Source organism: Bacillus mesophilum, assembly GCF_008923265.1.
GTDB classification, from domain to species: Bacteria; Bacillota; Bacilli; order Bacillales; family Cytobacillaceae; genus Cytobacillus; species Cytobacillus mesophilum.
This window is the reverse complement of the sequence record NZ_WBOT01000003.1, coordinates 601,101-620,543: the sequence shown is the minus strand read 5'-3', so window position 1 is coordinate 620,543 and position 19,443 is coordinate 601,101. Positions and strand designations below refer to the sequence as shown.

Annotated in this window: 23 protein-coding genes and 1 pseudogene; 5 read left to right on the top strand and 19 right to left on the bottom strand. The window is 41.8% G+C overall.

What is annotated here, in order from left to right:
- Window positions 1–5 precede the first annotated feature (5 nt).
- The 5 genes from F7732_RS12655 to F7732_RS12635 form a co-directional block, all read right to left on the bottom strand.
- Window positions 6–1,217 carry a DEAD/DEAH box helicase family protein gene (locus tag F7732_RS12655; protein ID WP_151574356.1) on the bottom strand — a complete coding sequence of 404 codons (1,212 nt, stop codon included), beginning with the start codon at window positions 1,215–1,217 and terminating at the stop codon, window positions 6–8.
- A gap of 564 nt (window positions 1,218–1,781) precedes the next feature.
- Window positions 1,782–2,015, bottom strand: coding sequence for a hypothetical protein (locus F7732_RS12650; RefSeq protein ID WP_151574354.1), 234 nt, complete (start codon window positions 2,013–2,015; stop codon window positions 1,782–1,784).
- Window positions 2,012–2,257 (bottom strand): hypothetical protein, encoded by a 246-nt coding sequence (locus tag F7732_RS12645; protein ID WP_151574352.1) that lies wholly within the window; start codon window positions 2,255–2,257, stop codon window positions 2,012–2,014. The genes F7732_RS12650 and F7732_RS12645 overlap by 4 nt, the downstream gene beginning before the upstream one ends.
- A 13-nt stretch (window positions 2,258–2,270) precedes the next feature.
- A complete protein-coding gene (locus tag F7732_RS12640) occupies window positions 2,271–2,540 on the bottom strand; it encodes a hypothetical protein (protein ID WP_151574350.1) in 270 nt (89 codons plus the stop codon).
- Window positions 2,525–2,782, bottom strand: a complete 258-nt coding sequence (locus tag F7732_RS12635) for a hypothetical protein (RefSeq protein WP_151574349.1) — start codon at window positions 2,780–2,782, stop codon at window positions 2,525–2,527. The genes F7732_RS12640 and F7732_RS12635 overlap by 16 nt, the downstream gene beginning before the upstream one ends.
- 213 nt (window positions 2,783–2,995) lie before the next feature.
- Here F7732_RS12635 and F7732_RS12630 point away from each other — a divergent pair, with 213 nt between their 5' ends.
- The gene (locus F7732_RS12630; RefSeq protein ID WP_240056611.1) at window positions 2,996–3,283 is read left to right on the top strand and encodes an XRE family transcriptional regulator; all 288 of its coding nucleotides are present in this window, start codon (window positions 2,996–2,998) and stop codon (window positions 3,281–3,283) included.
- A gap of 17 nt (window positions 3,284–3,300) precedes the next feature.
- Here F7732_RS12630 and F7732_RS12625 read toward each other — a convergent pair whose 3' ends face one another.
- The 6 genes from F7732_RS12625 to F7732_RS12600 all read right to left on the bottom strand — a co-directional run bounded on the left by F7732_RS12625 (window position 3,301) and on the right by F7732_RS12600 (window position 8,153).
- Window positions 3,301–4,356 carry a tyrosine-type recombinase/integrase gene (locus tag F7732_RS12625; protein WP_151574347.1) on the bottom strand — a complete coding sequence of 352 codons (1,056 nt, stop codon included), beginning with the start codon at window positions 4,354–4,356 and terminating at the stop codon, window positions 3,301–3,303.
- Window positions 4,357–4,428: 72 nt separating this feature from the next.
- Window positions 4,429–4,845 carry a stress protein gene (locus F7732_RS12620; RefSeq protein WP_151574345.1) on the bottom strand — a complete coding sequence of 139 codons (417 nt, stop codon included), beginning with the start codon at window positions 4,843–4,845 and terminating at the stop codon, window positions 4,429–4,431.
- A 6-nt stretch (window positions 4,846–4,851) separates the two neighbouring features.
- Window positions 4,852–5,766: a tyrosine-type recombinase/integrase gene (locus F7732_RS12615; RefSeq protein WP_151574343.1), complete on the bottom strand. Its 915-nt coding sequence runs from the start codon at window positions 5,764–5,766 to the stop codon at window positions 4,852–4,854.
- Between the two features lie 144 nt (window positions 5,767–5,910).
- Entirely contained in the window at window positions 5,911–6,345 is a 435-nt protein-coding gene (locus tag F7732_RS23065; protein WP_151574341.1) for a hypothetical protein, read from the bottom strand.
- On the bottom strand, window positions 6,338–6,931 hold the full coding sequence (locus F7732_RS12605) for a replication-relaxation family protein (protein WP_151574339.1): 594 nt from the start codon (window positions 6,929–6,931) through the stop codon (window positions 6,338–6,340). Before F7732_RS12605 ends, F7732_RS23065 begins: the two co-directional genes overlap by 8 nt.
- Complete coding sequence (locus F7732_RS12600; protein ID WP_151574337.1) at window positions 6,858–8,153, bottom strand: FtsK/SpoIIIE domain-containing protein; 1,296 nt, start codon at window positions 8,151–8,153, stop codon at window positions 6,858–6,860. The genes F7732_RS12605 and F7732_RS12600 overlap by 74 nt, the downstream gene beginning before the upstream one ends.
- A gap of 248 nt (window positions 8,154–8,401) precedes the next feature.
- On the opposite strand from F7732_RS12600, the gene F7732_RS12595 reads away from it, so the two are divergent.
- The gene (locus F7732_RS12595) at window positions 8,402–8,626 is read left to right on the top strand and encodes a helix-turn-helix domain-containing protein (RefSeq protein ID WP_151574335.1); all 225 of its coding nucleotides are present in this window, start codon (window positions 8,402–8,404) and stop codon (window positions 8,624–8,626) included.
- 649 nt (window positions 8,627–9,275) lie between these two features.
- On the opposite strand, the gene F7732_RS12590 is transcribed toward F7732_RS12595, so the two are convergent.
- Together F7732_RS12590 and F7732_RS12585 are read right to left on the bottom strand one after the other, a co-directional pair.
- Entirely contained in the window at window positions 9,276–10,325 is a 1,050-nt protein-coding gene (locus tag F7732_RS12590; protein WP_151574333.1) for a tyrosine-type recombinase/integrase, read from the bottom strand.
- 146 nt (window positions 10,326–10,471) lie between these two features.
- Window positions 10,472–10,834, bottom strand: a complete 363-nt coding sequence (locus F7732_RS12585) for a HesB/IscA family protein (RefSeq protein ID WP_151574330.1) — start codon at window positions 10,832–10,834, stop codon at window positions 10,472–10,474.
- 274 nt (window positions 10,835–11,108) lie between these two features.
- Between F7732_RS12585 and F7732_RS12580 the strand changes: the two genes are divergently transcribed.
- The gene (locus F7732_RS12580; RefSeq protein ID WP_151574328.1) at window positions 11,109–11,795 is read left to right on the top strand and encodes a DUF2225 domain-containing protein; all 687 of its coding nucleotides are present in this window, start codon (window positions 11,109–11,111) and stop codon (window positions 11,793–11,795) included.
- A gap of 104 nt (window positions 11,796–11,899) precedes the next feature.
- On the opposite strand, the gene F7732_RS12575 is transcribed toward F7732_RS12580, so the two are convergent.
- Window positions 11,900–12,139, bottom strand: a complete 240-nt coding sequence (locus tag F7732_RS12575; protein ID WP_151574326.1) for a YuzB family protein — start codon at window positions 12,137–12,139, stop codon at window positions 11,900–11,902.
- Between the two features lie 380 nt (window positions 12,140–12,519).
- Between F7732_RS12575 and F7732_RS12570 the strand changes: the two genes are divergently transcribed.
- Entirely contained in the window at window positions 12,520–13,587 is a 1,068-nt protein-coding gene (locus F7732_RS12570; protein WP_151574324.1) for an NAD(P)/FAD-dependent oxidoreductase, read from the top strand.
- 563 nt (window positions 13,588–14,150) lie between these two features.
- Here the strand turns inward: F7732_RS12570 and F7732_RS12565 are convergent.
- Window positions 14,151–14,474: a YuzD family protein gene (locus F7732_RS12565; protein ID WP_151574322.1), complete on the bottom strand. Its 324-nt coding sequence runs from the start codon at window positions 14,472–14,474 to the stop codon at window positions 14,151–14,153.
- A 159-nt stretch (window positions 14,475–14,633) separates the two neighbouring features.
- Between F7732_RS12565 and F7732_RS12560 the strand changes: the two are divergent.
- Window positions 14,634–14,864 (top strand): annotated as a pseudogene (locus F7732_RS12560) (NifU family protein); the annotation flags it as partial.
- A 16-nt stretch (window positions 14,865–14,880) separates the two neighbouring features.
- Here F7732_RS12560 and thrB read toward each other — a convergent pair.
- The 4 genes from thrB to yutH form a co-directional block, all read right to left on the bottom strand.
- Window positions 14,881–15,807: a homoserine kinase gene (thrB, locus tag F7732_RS12555; protein ID WP_151574320.1), complete on the bottom strand. Its 927-nt coding sequence runs from the start codon at window positions 15,805–15,807 to the stop codon at window positions 14,881–14,883.
- On the bottom strand, window positions 15,804–16,865 hold the full coding sequence (gene thrC / locus F7732_RS12550) for a threonine synthase (RefSeq protein WP_080844230.1): 1,062 nt from the start codon (window positions 16,863–16,865) through the stop codon (window positions 15,804–15,806). The genes thrB and thrC overlap by 4 nt, the downstream gene beginning before the upstream one ends.
- Window positions 16,862–18,160 carry a homoserine dehydrogenase gene (locus F7732_RS12545; protein WP_151574318.1) on the bottom strand — a complete coding sequence of 433 codons (1,299 nt, stop codon included), beginning with the start codon at window positions 18,158–18,160 and terminating at the stop codon, window positions 16,862–16,864. The genes thrC and F7732_RS12545 overlap by 4 nt, the downstream gene beginning before the upstream one ends.
- Window positions 18,161–18,349: 189 nt before the next feature.
- Window positions 18,350–19,357, bottom strand: a complete 1,008-nt coding sequence (gene yutH, locus F7732_RS12540; RefSeq protein WP_151574316.1) for a spore coat putative kinase YutH — start codon at window positions 19,355–19,357, stop codon at window positions 18,350–18,352.
- Window positions 19,358–19,443: the final 86 nt, after the last annotated feature.

Here is a 19,443-nt window from a genome sequence, read left to right as displayed (position 1 = left end):
CCTCCTTAAATTTTGTATTTGGCCCATGCGTCTAACAATCCCCTCATGCGTTCCGAAGGAATATAAGCGTCTATCGGCTCGCCTCTGCGGATGCGCGAGCGCCACAACCACTGCACAAGCTCACTTACCGCATATAAATCTTCATCAATACTAATACCGTTATCTTGAAAGAACGCGCCTTTTTCCCTGTTCATAAAGCGATTGATTAGATACGCAACAGCTCGTTTATCTGCGTACTCATTAGTTGCGCGAGCATTGTGCGGTATGAATGTATTCTTAAATCCTCGTGGCGTTAGCAACGGCTCAACTTCTTTCAATGTCGACAAGTAAACGTCAGCCTTTTTTGCGTTGTCAGCATATCTCCGAAAGAAATTAGCTGCATTATTTTTTATCTGCGTAAGAGTGGCGTCATCGTACTGTTTTAATTTTGATTGGCTTAACGCAAATTTTCCTCGACCAATGTCGTTCATTTTGCCTTCATAGACTTTTATTAATTTGCGTAGGTCATCCCGCCTCTCACTTTTCGGATCATAGTCGCATAGCTCGTAGCGATCTCCGTTGCTTTTAACACCTTTGTAATCGTAGGTGAAGTTGAACATATCGAAATAGTATCGTTGCATCTGACACTTAAAAAGATACGTAAGCACAATCGCTTTAGGAAAAGCTCGAAACACTGCCGGCGGAAACGCCCACACCATGAAAGACCCGCGAAATAGATATAAGTTTCCTGCTTGCGCTAGTTCTCGAATGTCACGATAACGGCTTTTGTCCTCCGGATCACCGATCCAATCAACGCGTTTTGTTTCTTCGTCGATTACGATGTCCTTATTTGACTGCAGCCTTCTTATGTCCGTTGCCTTAATCGTTACACTGTCTACAACGTCCATCACTTCGTCTAATATAAGCGTATAGCCGGATTGTTCCAGCAGTTCGATAACTTCCTCATCAGCACGGGAAAACAAGGCGTGCGTGCTTACGATGTCGCGATTAGATGCGATCAGCCGCTTTAAATCCTCGAGTTTCGAGGTATCGTTAAATATCGTAGGCTCTACGAATGTACGACCGGTCACGCTCGCCTTCACACGTGCAACCTCGGAAAGAAACGGTGTAATGTAAATGAAGTTATTCATCGGTCCCGCTTCGCTCATATGCTGAATCGCCCACTGCGTTTTTCCACTTCCCATAATCGAATCTACTACGGTAATTTCCGTTGTCATTAAATCCCCTCCTTAATTTTCGAAAACCATTCCGCGACATTTCTGTCGCAAAACTTCTCAGAAACGTTGATATAACGCGGTTTGTAGCGTGTGTCCCTTAAAAGAAAAAAGTACATAAAACCGTTGCGATAAGATATTAACTGCACGAACTTCAGTGAGTGCCGGGCGTTAGCCCGTTGTTTTTCGAATTTATCCCTTTATTAAAAGTACCCTGAAACACTTCCATCTGCACAATCACCTAAACGCTACCCAATATATATTAAGCGCGTATCGCTGTAACTGGACGAAAAATCCCCTATATAAAGTTATGACGTTCTCAAACACTATCTGCGCACCCTATTTTTCACTTTCTATACGATATAATGCTTTTCGCTTGAATTTCGAACAACGGCCAATAGCGCGGGCGCATTGCACAACGGTAGAGTTGCCGCTCCTTAACCGCTCCACAACGCGTCTGCGCTATCATTTAAGCTGCTCGCTCGGACGCCCTGGCGATCGACGTCCGAACATATGCTGATCCGGCCGCTTATACCGGGCCAACAAAGCAGGCACCGCGTCACAGTTTTACTGCAACATTAAATCGATTACTTGCTCGGGACCAGTGAGGTAATTTGTGGCGTCCGCGTCTAAATCGACTAGCACCTCGTTCGGCTTGTCCGCTTTTGCGACGGAAAGCAACTGCGCCCCTGTTTCGTCGTCGTGAACGAATACCTTATCGCCCACTAGCACGCCGCGCTCATTTTCTCTTTCATTGATAGTTCCTTCGAATAAATACTTAACCACTACCGCTTTTTTCATTGCGCATTACCTCCATTTAATATTAGATTGATTAAAAATTCCGGATTCTGCGTTAAGGAGTCGTCAGCATTAACAACGACTGCCGTATCGTTGCTAAGCTCTACCGTTTTATAGACCGCTACCATGCCGTTAGCATCTACCGCTAATGTGTAGCCGTTATCAAATGCGATGCCTTGCTCGCTGTATTCGAAGTCCTCCGGCGCCCAGCCTTCGGATTGAAAAACCACTTTAACTTTTCGCATATTTCAATGCCTCCTAAAAAATCGCGTATTTTCTTACTACGTCTACAAGCGATGCTTTTGCCAGCCACTCAAAATCCGGCTCCTTACTTATGCGTATTGATATTAGTTTGCATAAAGCTCTATCAACGACGTCGCCGATTGGTTTAGGGTAAACACGAAAATTTAAGCCTTCATCCTTGGAATACTCCGCTATTATTTCTGGTGCGATAAGTACGGTCAATTCTGTAGTAGGCACCCAGTCCGGGTCGACCGAGTCTACAATTGTGATTAATTTTCGCTGCATGTTTCGGGTTCCTCCTTATATTCAGTGCGGACAGAAATACCGATCATTGCGCATGTCAAGCGTATTCCTGCTAATTGGTTTTTGTAACCGTCAAGATAAGAGCAAAAGTAGTAGTCGCGACCCTCTTTGAGTCCTTCGTCAATCGTTTTTACATAGTAGGCAATTTCCGCTTTAATTCTTTCGATTTCAGATTGGCTTAACGCACAACCTTCATTAACTACAAATCTTGTTAGTTTAAACATCTCGTTGCACCGCCTTTACGAACAGAGTTGCGATGATGCCAGCGACAAGGATGTAAGCTAATGTAAAAAGATAACCTATGACAACCGCCCCCCCTTTATTACTCTGCTAGTATTACTTGATGAGTTAATAATATAACTTAGTGAGTCATACGTCAAGAGGTTTACTAATAAATTTCTATAAAGTATAATAAATTTTGAGGTGAGGTTATGGTAATGGAGAAGAAAAAACTAACATCGATGAAGGAAAACGGCTTTATATCAACGTTTGAGCAGTCGTTAAGTGAACTTTCAATAACCAAAAACGCAATCGCAGTTGAGTCAAAAGTTCGTCCAGCCACTATTGCAGACTTACAAAACGGGCAAGCAAAGCAAATCAATTTTGAAACTTTAAAAGCTATTATTGACGCAATGAACCGAATGGCTGCAGTTCGAGGTAAGGAAAAAGTATATGCAATAGAAGACGTTTTTACATATGAGTCAACACAAAAAGCCCCCGAATGAACGGAGGCTTTTTATCTTTATTTAAAATTCTTTCTTCTTATTGGCGTTGCGATCTGATGTTCCTGATAAAGATTTGCAACTGGAGATGCTTTCTCATGGATCAATTGAATCTCATTTAAGGAGTAACGGACGTACCGATTCGTCATAGCCATGTCGGTGTGCCCTAATATTCGCATTAAACTGAACGACTCGCCACCGGACCTCAGAAACTTAACTGCGAAATAGTGTCGGAAAGTATGAGGGCTGCAGCGTACGCCTGCTACTCCTACCTTTTTACCGTATTTCTTTAAGAGTTTTGCGAAACTATCAGAGTGGAACCTTTCGCCGAATTGACTAAGGAATAAATAATCGCTCTGCTCTACGTTAATATAATCGATCAGCTTTTCGATTTCATCACGAGTTTTCCTTCCGATAGGCAAGACGCGCAAGGTGTTATTCTTAGCAACCTCGGCTGGCACCGTTATCTGGCGCAATTTTAAATCTACGTTTTCAATCCGCAAATTCGTCAACTCTCCGATGCGAATGCCAGTATCAATTAGCGTCAACATCATGACGTAATCCCGAAAACCTGTGTACGTTTTGATAGCCGGCGCACTTAGCAACAACCGCACATCTTCATCAGAGAAAACCTCAAATCCGCCTTTTTCTTCCGTTAAATATTTAATGCCTGCCGTTGGGTTGATCGATAGTGACCGTTCCTTTTCCGCCCAATTAAAGAACACGCGAAGATTGCGAATGATATTATTGACTGTTCTCGCGCTAACGCCCGTCTGGGCTATAACGCCCGCCAGCGTTTCGTGATCGTCCCACTTCTCCTTTTGAAATCGCATGTACTCGATGTAATTACGCAAACAGTCGGTATCAATACGTTCCAAGCCAGAATCCGTATACCATTTCGCAAAGTGATCTAACGACTGCTTGTACGTTTTGATCGTTTTAGGAGACCTATTCTCTAACTTCTTTGTCTCAAGAAACCTTAACATTATTTCGTCAAGATTTAACTGTTGATTTTTAGTCGTTTTTCTATTTTTAAACGCAAATTTCCTCGTATTACTTTTCTGCCCTTTTGCCATTATCCATACACTCCCCTTTTCAAATAAATAAATAAATAAACCGCCACATGTTGGATGGCGGCTTTTGTTACTCTATAATTCTTTCAACGCTTTTTCGTATTCTTTGTACTGATCTTCCGAGAGATCACCGTTTAATTGCACGAGTATATTTTTGTGTACAATGGTCCAGGAGAACAACATTGCGGATTCCTCGCCCATTTCATCGTAATATGCTTTCATTTGCTCTAAATCGTCCTGGCTATCGTAGCTAAACACTCGCCCGCCGCAATCCTCGCAAAGTGACGGCAGTAAAATCCTTTTCCCTTCTTCCGCCTTCATTGGCGCCATGCCGTAATCATCCTTAGTCATTTCGGTTGGACTTTCCGCCTCTAAACCTGCATTTGCGAACGCTTCAATTGACTCGTCGACAGTTAAATCGCCGCCACCGTTACTGCACGCTGATGTAACCATTCCTAGCAAAATAACAAAACCAAAAAATACTTTTTTCATAGTCTATTAGCTCCCTTTATCTTTAGATAGATTTTTCAATGGACTGAACTTATTATGGTGTTCTTTAACATGATGATCTGCCAATTGGACATATATCCTAACAACCTCAAGCGAACTATGCCCCAAGATCTTTTGTAATGTAAAGGTATCTCCACCCATCAAGAGGTAGTACAAAGCCCCCGAGTGCCTCAACACGTGCGGACTGAACCTCTTCCCTTTAAAATCCAATTGCTTACTCCAATGGTGAAAGTTATACCGAACATTATCAGCTGTCAGTGGTTTTCCATACCTGTTAGTAAAAAGATACTCAGAATCTTGGTAAGGTCTGCTTTTTAAAAATTTTTTAATTAATTTTCCACTCTGGTCTGAAAATGGGACCATTCTCTTTTTTCTGGACTTTGTATTTCTAGCTGGCAATGTAATCAGACCTTCTGCTAAATTAATATGATCTACCTTAATGTTCACAAGCTCTGAAATTCTCAACATACAATCTAACAGTAAGTACAAAGTAAGGATACTCCTATCACGTATAAATCGTTCTTTGTTCTTTTTTACAAGGGCAACTACTTGATTGAACTCTTCAGGAGTTAGTGGCTGAATATGATCAATGTCAGTCTTTAACAATTTTATTCTCCGATTTAAATCCTTTTCAATAAGTTCTTCTAAATAACAAAACCTAAAAAAGGATTTAATATTCCTAATTCTTATGTTCACCGTATAATTGGATAACTCCTTCGTATAAACCATATACGAAATGTATTCTCTAACTTTATCAACATTAAATTCTTCTAACATAATTTCTTTTCCAATAAAATTTATTAAATAACGAAAATGTTTTTCATAATCTCCAATAGTGCGTGTAGATAAACCCTCTATTTTCTTCACAAGCATAAATTTGTCATGCGCTTCTATTAATTTCAAATTTTACCACCTCCCCCCATTTGAATCATACCATGATTACGATAAAGAGAAAAGCCTTTCAACCTTAGAGCCACAAGCGATTGACGCGTTTCTAATACGTCTATAACCCGCTTACTATTCGGTTATATTTCGCGTGCATTTCGTTTATAAAGCCTTTGCAATTTCGACAAGTAAATCCATTATCATCGGAAGCATTTGCACCAACACGTAGCCAAGACCGGCCTTTTGAATCATGCTGAAACCTCTTTCCGAGTTGCCGATCATCACGAACAATCCACCGCTTAGCATCATCACTAGTGAAATCGGATAACTTAACGCCTTGACCAGTTCAACGACCGGCTCGAATACTCCGACTACTTTTGCAGTTATAGCACCGTCAATCACATTAGCAGCCGCGAATGAAACGTCACCGAACGACAGGGAAAGCACGATCACGCCAGCAGTTACGCAGGCTTTGACGATCATTTTACTAGCATCAATTTTGCGTTCGTACGCAAATTCATCAAAACGCGTCTCGAATCGTGGTTTCCGGCTCATAAACTCCTTAACGGACATCGTTTCAACTTTACGCTTAAACATCTAAATCACCCCTCGTATAGATTCGCGCGTCAAGACCTTCGCACATTTTCTCCAACTGTTTCCGTCGATACTCTGTTGTGGTAATCCAGATAAATTTCGGTTGCTTCTTGAATACACCTAACGCAATCAAATGCCGATATTTCGCAATTTTCGCCTTGTTTTCGGCCATACGCTGCGTATTATCGACCTCGCATATAAAATAGCGATCAGCCATCGTAAACAACGCGTCCGCAATAACAGTGACCTCATTTTTGACTGCCAGTTTTACTTCAACTTTCCAGGACGATGGGCAGCCTTGCGCAATATAAAGAGAATTACGCATTAAATGGTGCGTTATTTGATGCGTCTTTTTCAAAACCTTCGTTGCTCCGACACGTTCACGGCCCGCTGCGTTAAGATAGTAGACTTTTTCGTCTAACCTAACGGCATGTAAATAATCATTCATATCGCTTAAAATCCGATTAGCGTTTCGATCACCGCCCAACCGGTGCAAGCGTTGAATCTGCGAACGACTAAGAAATCCCAATTTCTTCAATGTCAAGAGTATGCGTTCCTGGCGTTGCTCCTTTGCTATTGTCGCTAACATGCTCATCGTCCTCCTTGCGTGCCTTAAAGGTAATGTGTGGCGTTATTATGCGGTCAATCGTGTTATTGCTGATATAAGGCGTCTGCAGCTCAGTACATTTGACTTGTTTGTATATCGCACGACCTTTAACTAACGGCAGCTTTTCCGCGCCTTCCTGGTCGATTACGACCTTACTCGCAACCCCAGTGTCCAGTACGAAGCATATCCGACCGATACAGTTACGCTTAATTTGCGAATCAATCGTCTGAGCTGTCGGATATTGTGTTGCGTAGATTAAACGCTCGCCTGCAGCACGGCCACGCCTAGCTATGTCGATAATTATTTCAACACAATCAGCATCGTCGGCAATGTCTGCAGCTTCATCAATAAAAGTGAAATAACGCTCTTTTATACCCGCTTCCTTTACGTCCTCGAATCCGTTTGCCTCGAGATAGTCCATCGTCTTATTCATCCGCTCCTGAACCGCCGTGAGCGCTAAAAGAGCCTCGTCAGGATTCTTCGCAACAATCTCGACTTGCTTTGCTTTTCGGAAACGGGAAAACGACAGTCCTCCTTTTAAATCAATAAGCGTAAACTTAACGTCATTTGGCCTGCGATGAATAAGCGCTGTGATCCATAGCTTTAAAATATTTGATTTCCCGAAGTCAGTGGAGCCGCCAATCAAACTATGCGCAATCTTGTCGAAGTCGTGTTTTATTAAACCTTGCCGACTCATACCCGCCGGCACTTCCCAACCTTTCAACGACATAAAAAGCGACTCGTCGACCTCGTAAAACTCTGTTAATGCCTCCGTGTAGACGCGAAACTTTAACATTCCGTCGAACTCGATTTCGACCTCTTTACGTTCCGTTTTCTTCTTTTTCGCCAGTTTACGTAGCTGTGTGACCACATCTTTGCTGCGCCAATTAATTGCGCGTAAGTCCGCCAGGGAAATATCGCGGACCCGACGTTTAGCGTTCAAACCGTCCTGGAAACGATCTAGCTTATCACGAAATTGTTGCGCTGATAGACCTTGCGGCAATTGAAACACGTATTCTACATAATCGCCTTTATTTGTCCGGCGAAATGGACGAATCTGCGTGCCGTCTTTTGCGACTAGGCCAGCGTTTGCAGCAATCCGTGTGATATTTTGCGTATCATTACCGCCAAGACCAATTTGATGAAAATAGGACGCACCGACAAGTCCCCCAACAAGAGCAGACGATAACAACTCAAACAACATAAGCACCACCACCTTTGCGATTTAATATTCGTAGAATAGTTCCTCCGAAAAGGAATGCTTCGGACAGGCTTAAACCATGCGACGTCGAGCGATTTCGAATATTCCGTTCGCGATTCTGTGCGGGAATTTTATTTGGAATAGTAAAAGGTATGGGCGACTGATTGTCCTTTATGTCTGTTTTTTGCGTGAGGTTTAAAAACGGACTTTTTGGACGAGACTGTTGGTAAAAAAAGTAAGGAGTGGCGTAAATGTTTGGACTAGGTAAGCGCAGAACGAAGTTTGGACGGTGGCTTGATCATGAAGGAATTACGCAGCTAGAAATCGAGAAGAAGGCGAAGCTGGGGCGTGCGACGATCAGCCGCTTATGTAATGACTTCGAATATGCTCCGAAGTTTGAAACGGTCCAGAAGGTAAAGCGTGCGATAAAAGCGCTTGGACATAACGTGCCGCCGGACGATTATTTCAACATGTAATGCGACTTTTCACTTGACTTTGGTTCTCGTTTTTTTTGCTTGCTGAGGCGAAGGCGAGCAACGGCTGGGCAACAGACTTTGCCCCTATGCGTCACAAACAAAGAGTGTCTGCAACGAATAGAAGCGAAGCTGTTATCGGCTTGCGTCGGTTCGACGAGTATCCGTTTGGTATAACCCTTCTGAACTTCCGATCTTTCGACCGACTGCAGCTCGTACAATATCGCCCCTGTACGTGGTCAAATACGAGGACGTCCTCGCATCTTCACTTGCCGCAGCACCCTAGCGCCTTAACGCCAACGATAACCGCCGAGCCGTTCGCTTGTCGCTGGTCGCTCGCACCTAGACCGTCACGCAGCGCAGAAGGATCGCTGTTTTATGTGAAGCGCTAGAGTTAATGCATCGGCCCCAGCTGACCGGTCAAGTTTCGATTTAAGTCGTGTTAATAGGCGTTCCACGACCGGCAAATGCCTGCGCATGTCTAAAGAAACCTAACGTTTCCGCTTGATTTTGCGAAAACAGATAAGTTATAATAAAGACATACAAAACCTGTTGGGAAGCAGCAGGCGAAGTCATTTCCGTTATCGAGTTGGCGCTCAATAACATTATGGAAGTGACTTTTTTATTTGTCCGTATTTAGTTTTCGGATTACTTAACGTAATTTCGTGCGAAACTTTTTAATCGGCGAGAATTGATCGTGCTTTATACGAACATCGTCTGCCGTCATCTGCACGTATCGGCGCGTCATATGAATGGAGCTATGCCCTAGTAATCGCATAAGCGTATACGGGTCCCCGCCGTTCAAAATGTACTGCCTTGCTGCGGTATGCCTCCATGTGTGCGCTGTTGAGCGAATCTCCTTTCCTACTCCGGTCATATCTCCGTAATACTTCAAACGCTTATTCATTTGTGTGTCGCTTACTTCCTCACCGTAGCACGATAAGAACACCTTATTTGAGCCAGGAAAGTGCGAATTATTTTCGTCAATTAATTCGAGCAATAACTTCAGCGTTTCGGGACTCAAAGGAATTAAACGGGCTCGCCTGTTTTTATTAAACCGTGCCTCTAGCGTAATAGTCCGCGTTTTCATATCGATGTCATCTGGTTTAATAGATAACGCTTCATTTATGCGCATTGCGGAATCTAAGAGAAGAAATTGAAATACATAATCCCGAAAGCCGACATACGTCCGCTGATCGCACGCTCCAAGCAGCGCCGTTATTTGTTCGTCCGTAAATGATTCGATTTTATCCTCGTCAACCTTCTGACACTTAACGTTATCCATCGGACTTTTATGCAGAAATCCTTCTTTATACCAAAAGTTAAACGACACCTTTAGCGAACGAATCCGCATATTAATCGTTGCTGACGATAGGCCTTTTCCTTGATCGTTGTTTATGTACTTGTGACCTTTATATCGCGGTGCCTCTACTGTCAAATAGTGAATATAGGTGCGTACCATTTCCGGCGTAATCTCATGAACATACTTCGCATCATAGTTTTCTTCGTTTATCCAGTCGGTAAAATATCGCCAGGTATTCGAATAGTCCTCCTTGGTTCTTTTGCGAATGCCTTCGCCTATCTTTGCGGTTATAAAGTAGTTAAACGCAGGCTCGAACGCCATTGGCTGAATGTCCAGCGACGGGTTTGCGCGCTTGTCCACCTTTCCCCTACGCTTCTTGATCGTCCTATCCGTTGACATAAAAAAACGCCTCCTAACGCATTGTTAAATACGTTAAGAAGCGTCTTATATACGAGTAGATAACAGTTTGGCGACGGGTTGATTACGTAACCCCCGGCGAGGTAAATACGTCATCCCCACCGCTTAACTTACCGCTCACTGACCGATTAACATTCCTCAGGTGTACCAACGTTTGTTGCTGTTCTAAATGATGAACCACAACCGCAATTTGCAATTGCGTTTGGATTTTCAATGGTAAACCCGCCGCCCATCATACTTTGTTTGAAATCAATTTTTGTACCATTTAAAATCGGTGCATCCTCTGAACTTACTACGACTGGAATGCCAAATTGCTCAAAGAAAAGATCCTTTTCCTCTTGTTCATGAGTGAAGCCCATGCCGTAGGATAAACCACTGCATCCTCCGCCTTTTACCGCCACACGCAGAAAAGCGTTCTCCTCCTCATTATGTTTCATCATGTCTTTTATATGAAGAGCAGCGGCTTCCGTTAAAATGACAACTTCATTCATCGTAAACCCTCCTTAAAAATAAATGCCTTTCCTTTTAGTATATACAGTATTTTTATGTTCCTCAACTAATCTTGTTTATTGCAGAGAGAATAAATACTGAATCCATTATTCACATACACCAATCTGTGTTACATATACAAATCCAGGTGTATTTTATTGGGTATAAACCACTACTTTTTTCACATAAAAAACAAGCGCTTTTTCCTCTCGCAGCTTCATTTATATGATACTATAGAACTATAATACCCAGGCCGAAAAACAGGAGGAAAGACATATGAATCAAATCGAACCTACATATGATAAACAATATAATTGCATTAAGTGCCAGCAGGTTTTCACGAGTAAAAGGGTGCGTTCACGGTTTATTAAAGTTGATGGGTATGATTCAGACTTTCTTCCCCGCTATTCTGCCAGCTCAAGTAATCCGCTGCTTTACTATATTCAAACATGCCCTTTCTGCGGCTTTTCTTACTCAGAGGATTTTGTTTCTTTATTCCCGCCAGGAACAGAAGATAAAATCCAAACAGAAGTGTGTGACCGTTGGGCGGAAAGAAGCTATAGCGGCATTAGAACGACCGAAGAAGCGATTTCCACATATAAGCTGGCTATTTATTGTGCGATTTTAAAGCAAGAGAAGATGATTACAATTGCCGGCCTTAACATGAGACTTGCCTGGCTATATCGATTAGAGGCCAACGAAGAGCAGGAACAGCGTTTTTTAAAACTTGCGATTGACAATTACCTTGCTTCCTATACTAATGAGGATTTTAGAGGATCAAAAATTTCCGAAATACGTGTTTTGTATCTAATTGCAGAGTTAGCAAGAAGAACAAACCAGAATGAACTTGCCATTCAATACTTTTCTAAAGTATTAGAACAGCAAAAAAGAAGCACTGAACCTAAAATCATAGAAATGGCGCGTGAGCAGTGGCAAACCATGCGGATGAAAGAAAAAATCTAAGAGGCATCTATACTAAAAGATTAACTTCTTGGTTCATTCCCATATTTTTGAACATGTAAAGAAAAGCTGGATCCTCTTTTAAAAGGGACCAGCTTTTCATCTATTTAAAACATTGGATTTTCTTCCAAGAATTGATATATATTGCTTACAAGCTCCTCAGCTGTTTCCCCTGTTACTACTTCACCATTCACAAGCGCAAACATATGCTCAGAGCACTTTCCGCAATAGCCAAGACAGCCGTATTCAATCACATCAAGATCATAATCTTTTTCAAGCTCTTCTAAAGCTTTGTATGAACCGCTTGCCAGATTACTGACACAGAATTCAATAATAGGCTTAATCATGTTCCTCACCTCACTACAATCTTTAATCTACCTTTTTTAATGCACTTGTTCAAGCTTTTGAGTTCAAACGCTGGTGAAATTATTCTAAAAAAGCATAACCTAAATAAGCAGGTTAAGATATTCGCAGCTTAAAGAAAGCGTTTTATGCTTCCTAATATGAATAATACACCGATATATGTTGTGATTTAACCGTAATTTCGTTATACTTTTTATTGAATTATGTTTCATATTCTTATATATAATCTGAACTGCTTAATAGCAGAATTATTGCCGAAGAGAGCCCTATATGGCACTTTTTCATTCGGCCTCTCATTTTTTTTGTAGAAATATTAAATAGTAATCTGACCATTTTCTTTAGTACGGACAAAGGGGTAATTTCCATGAAAAATCTCGTGATTTTAGGGGGAGGTTATGGAGGCATGCGGGTACTCGCTCGTCTACTTCCAAATCAGCTTCCCGATGATGTGACAATCACATTAATTGACCGTGTACCTTATCATTGTTTAAAAACTGAGTATTATGCATTGGCTGCTGGTACTATATCAGATCAGCATGTGCGCGTTGCCTACCCGGAGCATCCCAGGCTGCGCATTCAGTACGGAGAAATAACGAATATTAATCTAGCAGAAAAAAAGGTATATTTGCAGGAAGAAAAAGCAGTGTCATATGATGATCTAATCATAGGTCTTGGCTGCGAGGATAAATACCACAATGTTCCTGGAGCCGATATTTATACAGATAGCATCCAGACCATTGAAAAATCGCGAAGAACCTATCAAAAGCTGAACAATCTTGCTCCAGGGTCAGTTGTTTCTATTGTCGGAGCAGGTTTAAGCGGAGTTGAACTTGCTTCTGAGCTATACGAAAGCCGACCGGATCTGCATGTAAAGCTCTTTGACCGCGGAAAACATATCCTTTCTGCCTTTCCTGAGCGTCTGAGCACCTATGTTGAAAATTGGTTCATTGAACACGGGGTGGAAATTGTCAGTGGGTCCAATATTACCAAGGTAGAGGAAAATGTATTATACAATCATGATGAACCGGTTCATTCGGACGCAATCGTTTGGACAGCAGGCATTCAGCCCAATAAAATTGTCCGTTCTCTAGAAGTTGAGAAGGATCAGCAGGGCCGCGTCGTGCTCACTAAGCATCACAACCTGCCTGAAGATGAGCATGTTTATGTGGTTGGTGACTGTGCAAGTCTCCCTCATGCGCCTAGTGCACAGCTTGCAGAAGGGCAGGCAGAGCAAATCGTCCAGATTCTAGTGAAGCGCTGGAAGGGTGAAGAGCTTCCAGAATCACTTCCTACGATTAAACTGAAAGGTGTACTTGGCTCCCTCGGTAAAAAACACGGATTTGGCCTAGTTGCCGACCGTGCCATCACAGGCCGGGTTGCACGCCTTTTGAAATCAGGGATTTTGTGGATGTATAAGTATCATAACGGATAACTTTTCAATCAATCATATTTAGTTATATAGAATGTTGATTTAGCAATCTTTATCTATAATTTAAATAACAAAAAGTGCAATCAAAAATATCAGATTGCACTTTTTTTATTGGTTTTTTTATTTCGCACTACCTATATCTTTAAGTACACCCAATAAACATTGGCATTATTTGAATCCAATACGGTACATGAGCAGCTGCAGTTCTCTTGAGTTAGCTCTTGCTTACATATTGGTACACGCGTTAAAATAAGGTAAGGACGGTGGGGACAACGTATGATATCAAAATTTAAAGAGTTTCCGACGAGAAACAAAATTACAATAATAATTGGAATCGTTATCGTTTTAGTCGGTGTTATTATGACAATCATCGAAAAGGTATAAGGCGAACAAGCGACGCCAATTCCAGCGGCCGGCATGACGGCAGAAGAAAGCGCCAAGATTGATGAAGCCGTATTGTTCGATGCACTTACGGACCACAACGCAACTAATGTTCAAATGGACTATAAAGACGAGAATGAATAAACCCTGTAAAAAAAGATTGCAGAACATGTCTGCAATCTTTTTTAAGCTGGTGTATAGCCGTATTTCTCCATTTCAGCGTAAATCGTTTTTAGCTTCGGATTTCCTTCTCCAACAATCTCTTCTTCAATTAAGACAACTGGATAAAACATATCCTCTTCAATCACTCTTTGAGCAAACTGCTGTTTTGCTTGGTTTTCGGGCGGCTGATGAATATCAACATAGGATATAGTAAATGGCTGTTCCGGGTATTTACGTGATATAGCAGCCTCAAGCCATTCATATGTTTCCTTTGATGAAGGCAAGTTTACACAGCTTGGGCACAGCACCTCTGCTCCATAGATCGTTACTTCTACTTTACGGTTCATCTTTCTGCCTCCTTTTTTCTAATTCCTATTTTACAATATGTCGATATAGGAAACATATGAAAAAGTTACAAGGAGCGGAAATTCGTGTTTGAGAATAGATTTTTGCTAAGCATTTGATTATAATATAGGTAGGAAAGGAGTCGATTTCATATGGCAGAACAAACAACTATGAATGAACAAGTACAGGAAGTATTAGATAAATTACGTCCGTTCCTTCTTCGTGATGGCGGCGACTGTGAACTCGTTGATGTAGAGGATGGCATTGTTAAGCTTCGCTTGTTAGGCGCATGCGGCACATGCCCAAGTTCAACAATTACGTTAAAAGCTGGTATTGAACGCGCTCTTTTAGAAGAGGTTCCAGGCGTAGTAGAAGTAGAACAAGTATTTTAATAACAAAAGCGATGTCTTAGGACATCGCTTTTTTATTTCCATTCGACATGATCACTGTGCTGCCGCCATGATCCACTCGCAGTGACTTAAAATCCAGGAGCGGCATATCTTTCTTCAGTTTCCTCACTAAATCCGCTGAATAGCCAGAGCGGGTAAAGCATAAAACAGATGGGCCAGCGCCGCTTAGAGCAACACCAAATGCTCCGTACTTTATTGCTTTCTCCTCTAAATGGGCTAAATGTGGAATAAGCTCTTTACGATAAGGCTGATGATACAAATCACTCTGCATCATTTTCCCAGCCAGCTCGAATTGTCCATTTGCCAAAGCAGCAACGAGAACATTCCCAACTGCTCCAGCTTTCACTGCTTCATGGAACTTTAAGTGGCTTGGAAGAACCTTTCGTGATTCTTTTGTCAGCAATTCTTCCTGTGGAATCGCAGCGACGATTTCAAAATCCAAGTCATGCAGAACAACTGCATCTGTATAATTATCCATCATAACTCCGATGACAAGTCCGCCATACAGAGAGGCTCCTGCATTATCAGGATGTCCCTCATATGCAGAAGCTAAGCCAAACTTATCCTGTTTGCTTAATTTAAGTTTGCATAAAGCATCTGCCAGCTCAATGCCTGCAACGATCGCGGCCGCACTGGAGCCAAGCCCGCGTGCCAGTGGAATTTCACTTGATATTTCCAATGTACATGTTGGCAGAACCTTCCCATATGCTTTTGCTGTCTTCATGGCTATTTGAAAGATAAAATGGCTCTCATCAGTCGGAAAGTCTGTTAAATTACTTGTAAGCGGAACAACTGTCCACGTTTCTGAATGTGTTATCTCTAGCTTTAAATATAAATTAAGCGCTAATCCAATTGAATCAAAACCTGGACCTAAATTAGCTGTACTGGCAGGTACTTCAATGGTCAGCATTTCCCCTTCCATCATACATGGACAGCTCCTTTGATATGTGCAGCAACAATATCTTCATCATTCGGCAGATGTACAGGCTGAATCAGACTGGCTGTCATTGCTGTATCCGGATCTTTTAAACCATTGCCTGTTAATACAGCAACTATTTGCGTTTTATGCGCAATTTCACCATTGCGAAGCTGTTTATATACTCCTGCCAGTGATGCACATGAAGCCGGCTCTGCAAAAATACCTTCTGTCGAAGCAAGCTTCCGGTACATGGAAAGAATCTCTTCGTCACTTACTTCATCAATCTTTCCATTGGATTCTTGTAATGCATTTGAAGCCAAATCCCAGCTGGCTGGATTTCCTATACGGATCGCAGTAGCAATTGTTTCTGGATTTTCAAAAACTCGATTGTGAACGATTGCTGCTGCCCCTGCAGCCTGCATCCCATGCATTTTCGGGAGTCCTGTAGAATTCACCTGATGGTATTCTTTGAAACCTTTCCAATAGGCACTGATATTCCCAGCATTGCCTACAGGTAATGCTAATACATCAGGTGCGCCACCTAATCCGTCGCATATTTCAAATGCGGCCGTCTTCTGTCCTTCAAGCCGATACGGGTTAACAGAGTTAACAAGTGTCACTTGCCCCTCTTTTGCAATATTCCGAACAATGGATAGTGCTTCATCAAAGTTTCCATCAATTGAAATGACTTCAGCACCGTACATGACGGCCTGTGCCAGCTTTCCTGCTGCTATTTTTCCTTCGGGAATAACGACGATACAGCGCAATCCCGCTCTTGCTGCATAAGCGGCAGCTGCAGCAGAAGTGTTTCCTGTTGAAGCGCAAATGATCGCCTCACTGCCCTCTTCCTTTGCTTTGGCAACAGCCATAACCATGCCTCGGTCCTTGAAGGAGCCAGTCGGATTCGCTCCCTCCGTTTTTACATATAAATCCACGCCCCAGTCTCTAGAAAGCTTATCCAAGCGGATGAGAGGGGTATTGCCTTCATTTAAGGTCAGCAGCGGCGTTTCCTCATTGACCGGCAAATATTGTTTGTATGTTTTTAGCAGGCCTTCCCATCTCATGACTTTACACTTCCTTCTACCCGGTAAGAGCTTTTAATGGTATGAACCGGTTCTAAATCCCGCAGCTGTACGAGAATATTTTCATAATCGCTTAATGCTGCCTTATGTGTGACAACGACTATTTCTGCCATTCCCGCTTCTTCAAGGGGAAGCTGCAGAATTTTTTCGAAGCTGACATGATGATCAGAAAAAATACTTGTAATGTTAGCAAAAACGCCAACCTGGTCTTTTACATGAATGCGCATAAAATATTTAGAAAAAATTTCATCAGCACTCTTTAATTTTTTCTCATATTGAGGCGTCACTGCACTTTTGCCATTTACCCCTAAGCGCATATTCTTCATAACACCAACAACATCAGAAACAACTGCTGTTGCAGTTGGCATACTGCCTGCACCTGGTCCGTAAAACATCGTTTCGCCAACTGCCTCTCCATACACATACACTGCATTGTATTCATCTTGCACAGATGCCAGCGGATGTGATTTGGCTAACAAAGTAGGCTGAACACTTACCTCTACCTTTTCACCATCTCGTTCAGCAATGCCGATCAGTTTCATGCAATAGCCAAATTGTTTTCCATATGCCAGATCTTCTTCCGTAATACTTGAAATGCCTTTCACCTTTACATCATCCAAATCAATATTCATTGAGAAGCCAAGAGTAGATAGAATGGCCATTTTCCTTGCTGCATCAAGTCCTTCTACATCAGCAGTCGGATCGCTCTCCGCGTAGCCAAGCTCCTGGGCTTCTTTAAGCACATCTTCATAGGCTAATCCTTGCTGGCTCATCTTTGTTAAGATAAAATTGGTCGTTCCATTGACAATCCCCATCATTTTTGTAATACGATCTGAAGAAAGTCCATCGGCAAGCCCTCTTAAGATCGGGATTCCGCCTGCCACGCTTGCTTCATAAAACAAATCACATCCATTTTGAGATGCAACAGCAAGTAATTCTGATCCATAAACGGCCATTAAGTCTTTATTTGCAGTCACAACATGCTTCCGATTTTTTAAGGCGGTCAGCAAATACTCCTTTGTTTCTTCGACGCCGCCCATAACCTCAATAATGACATCAATATCTGCATCATTGATCACTTCATCTGGGTCTGTTGTGACCAGTGAAGAATCAACCTCAACCGCTCGCTGTTTATGTATATCTTTCACAAGAATCTTCTTAATGGAAACAGGGCAGCCAACTTGATGCATCAGTTTATCCTGATGATTTTTTATAATTTTTACGACACCTGAACCTACTGTTCCAAGTCCTAATAATCCGATCGAGATTCCGTTCATCCAGTCTTCTCCCCTTTTAATGTTCGCCTTAAAAGAACAATTGTTTTTATATAGTAGACATTATAATATTGAATAACTTACATTACAATAAGAATTTTAAGAAAACTTATGTCTAATTGGGGAAAAAGCAGTCCAATTATTATAAAAATCAGCGGTCAAAAAATAAAAGCAGAGGAAATTCCCCTGCTTTTACACATACAGCCATTCTGGCACAGCAATATTCCATTGTTTACTCGGAACCTCTGCTAACTCAAAAAATCCAGCCAGAAAGCGTTCATGGTCAACTGACTGCTGCAGATACTTTTCCAGGCGTTCTTCAAGCATATGTTTTTCCTGTTCTGAACTAGAACTATAATAGGCTTCAACGCATTCAAAATAATGAAGCGGAAAAAACAGTCTAGCGTAATATAATCTCCATGAGAACGAAGAAAGAGGGCTAATTGATTGATATTCCTTTAAAAATTGCTTTAGCTCAGGTTCATATGTTTTGATGTTATAAAAATACCTTTCACGGGTCCATTCGGCAAGGTCGCGTGTGCTATGATCAAAAACCCACTCAAATGGATTCTTCAAGTAATAAGCTCCTGACCATGTTTTTGACGTGAAGCGCCCATGACATACTGTACCGCTGTCATTCATCGTTGGCTCGTCATCAAATTCAGAATCCACAAGAAACTGAATGGCATTTTCACAGATGCCCATATAATAGGGAAATGATTCCAGGAAAAGACGATCAAACTCACTTTCCGGTTCTTGATATAACATTTCATTCCATACCTTTTCCATTTGATCTAATCGAGTTTCCCACATCTGTTTCCACTGACCTATACGGCTTAGTTTTTTTACAGGAAAGGAAACCGACCTTCCTCTGTAATGAAATTTTGCCAGCTTTCTGCCGCATTTCATTCCCTTCCTTCTTTCCAGTTGCTGATTGACCAGAACACAATATTTCGCTTGTTCCCAATTACTATATTCTCTTCCTTCTTTTGTTTTTAAAAACGTACTCACATGTCTTTCTCCATTATTGACGAGATGTGCTGCAATTTGGTCCAGCTCCATAATTTCATCTTCCTGTAAATGATCAGCCGGCACCAGCATATAATATTGATTATTAAATCTGCATGCAGGGTAATTTCCAATTCTCATCTCTTCCTCAGCTTTTATCCCGTACATTTCGTTTAATAGCCTTGTAATCATATTATTGTCCCCTTTCACGTATGATAGTTATATGTATGATTCAAATTGCAGAATCTTTCTTTATGACTTGTATAAGTACATTCAAC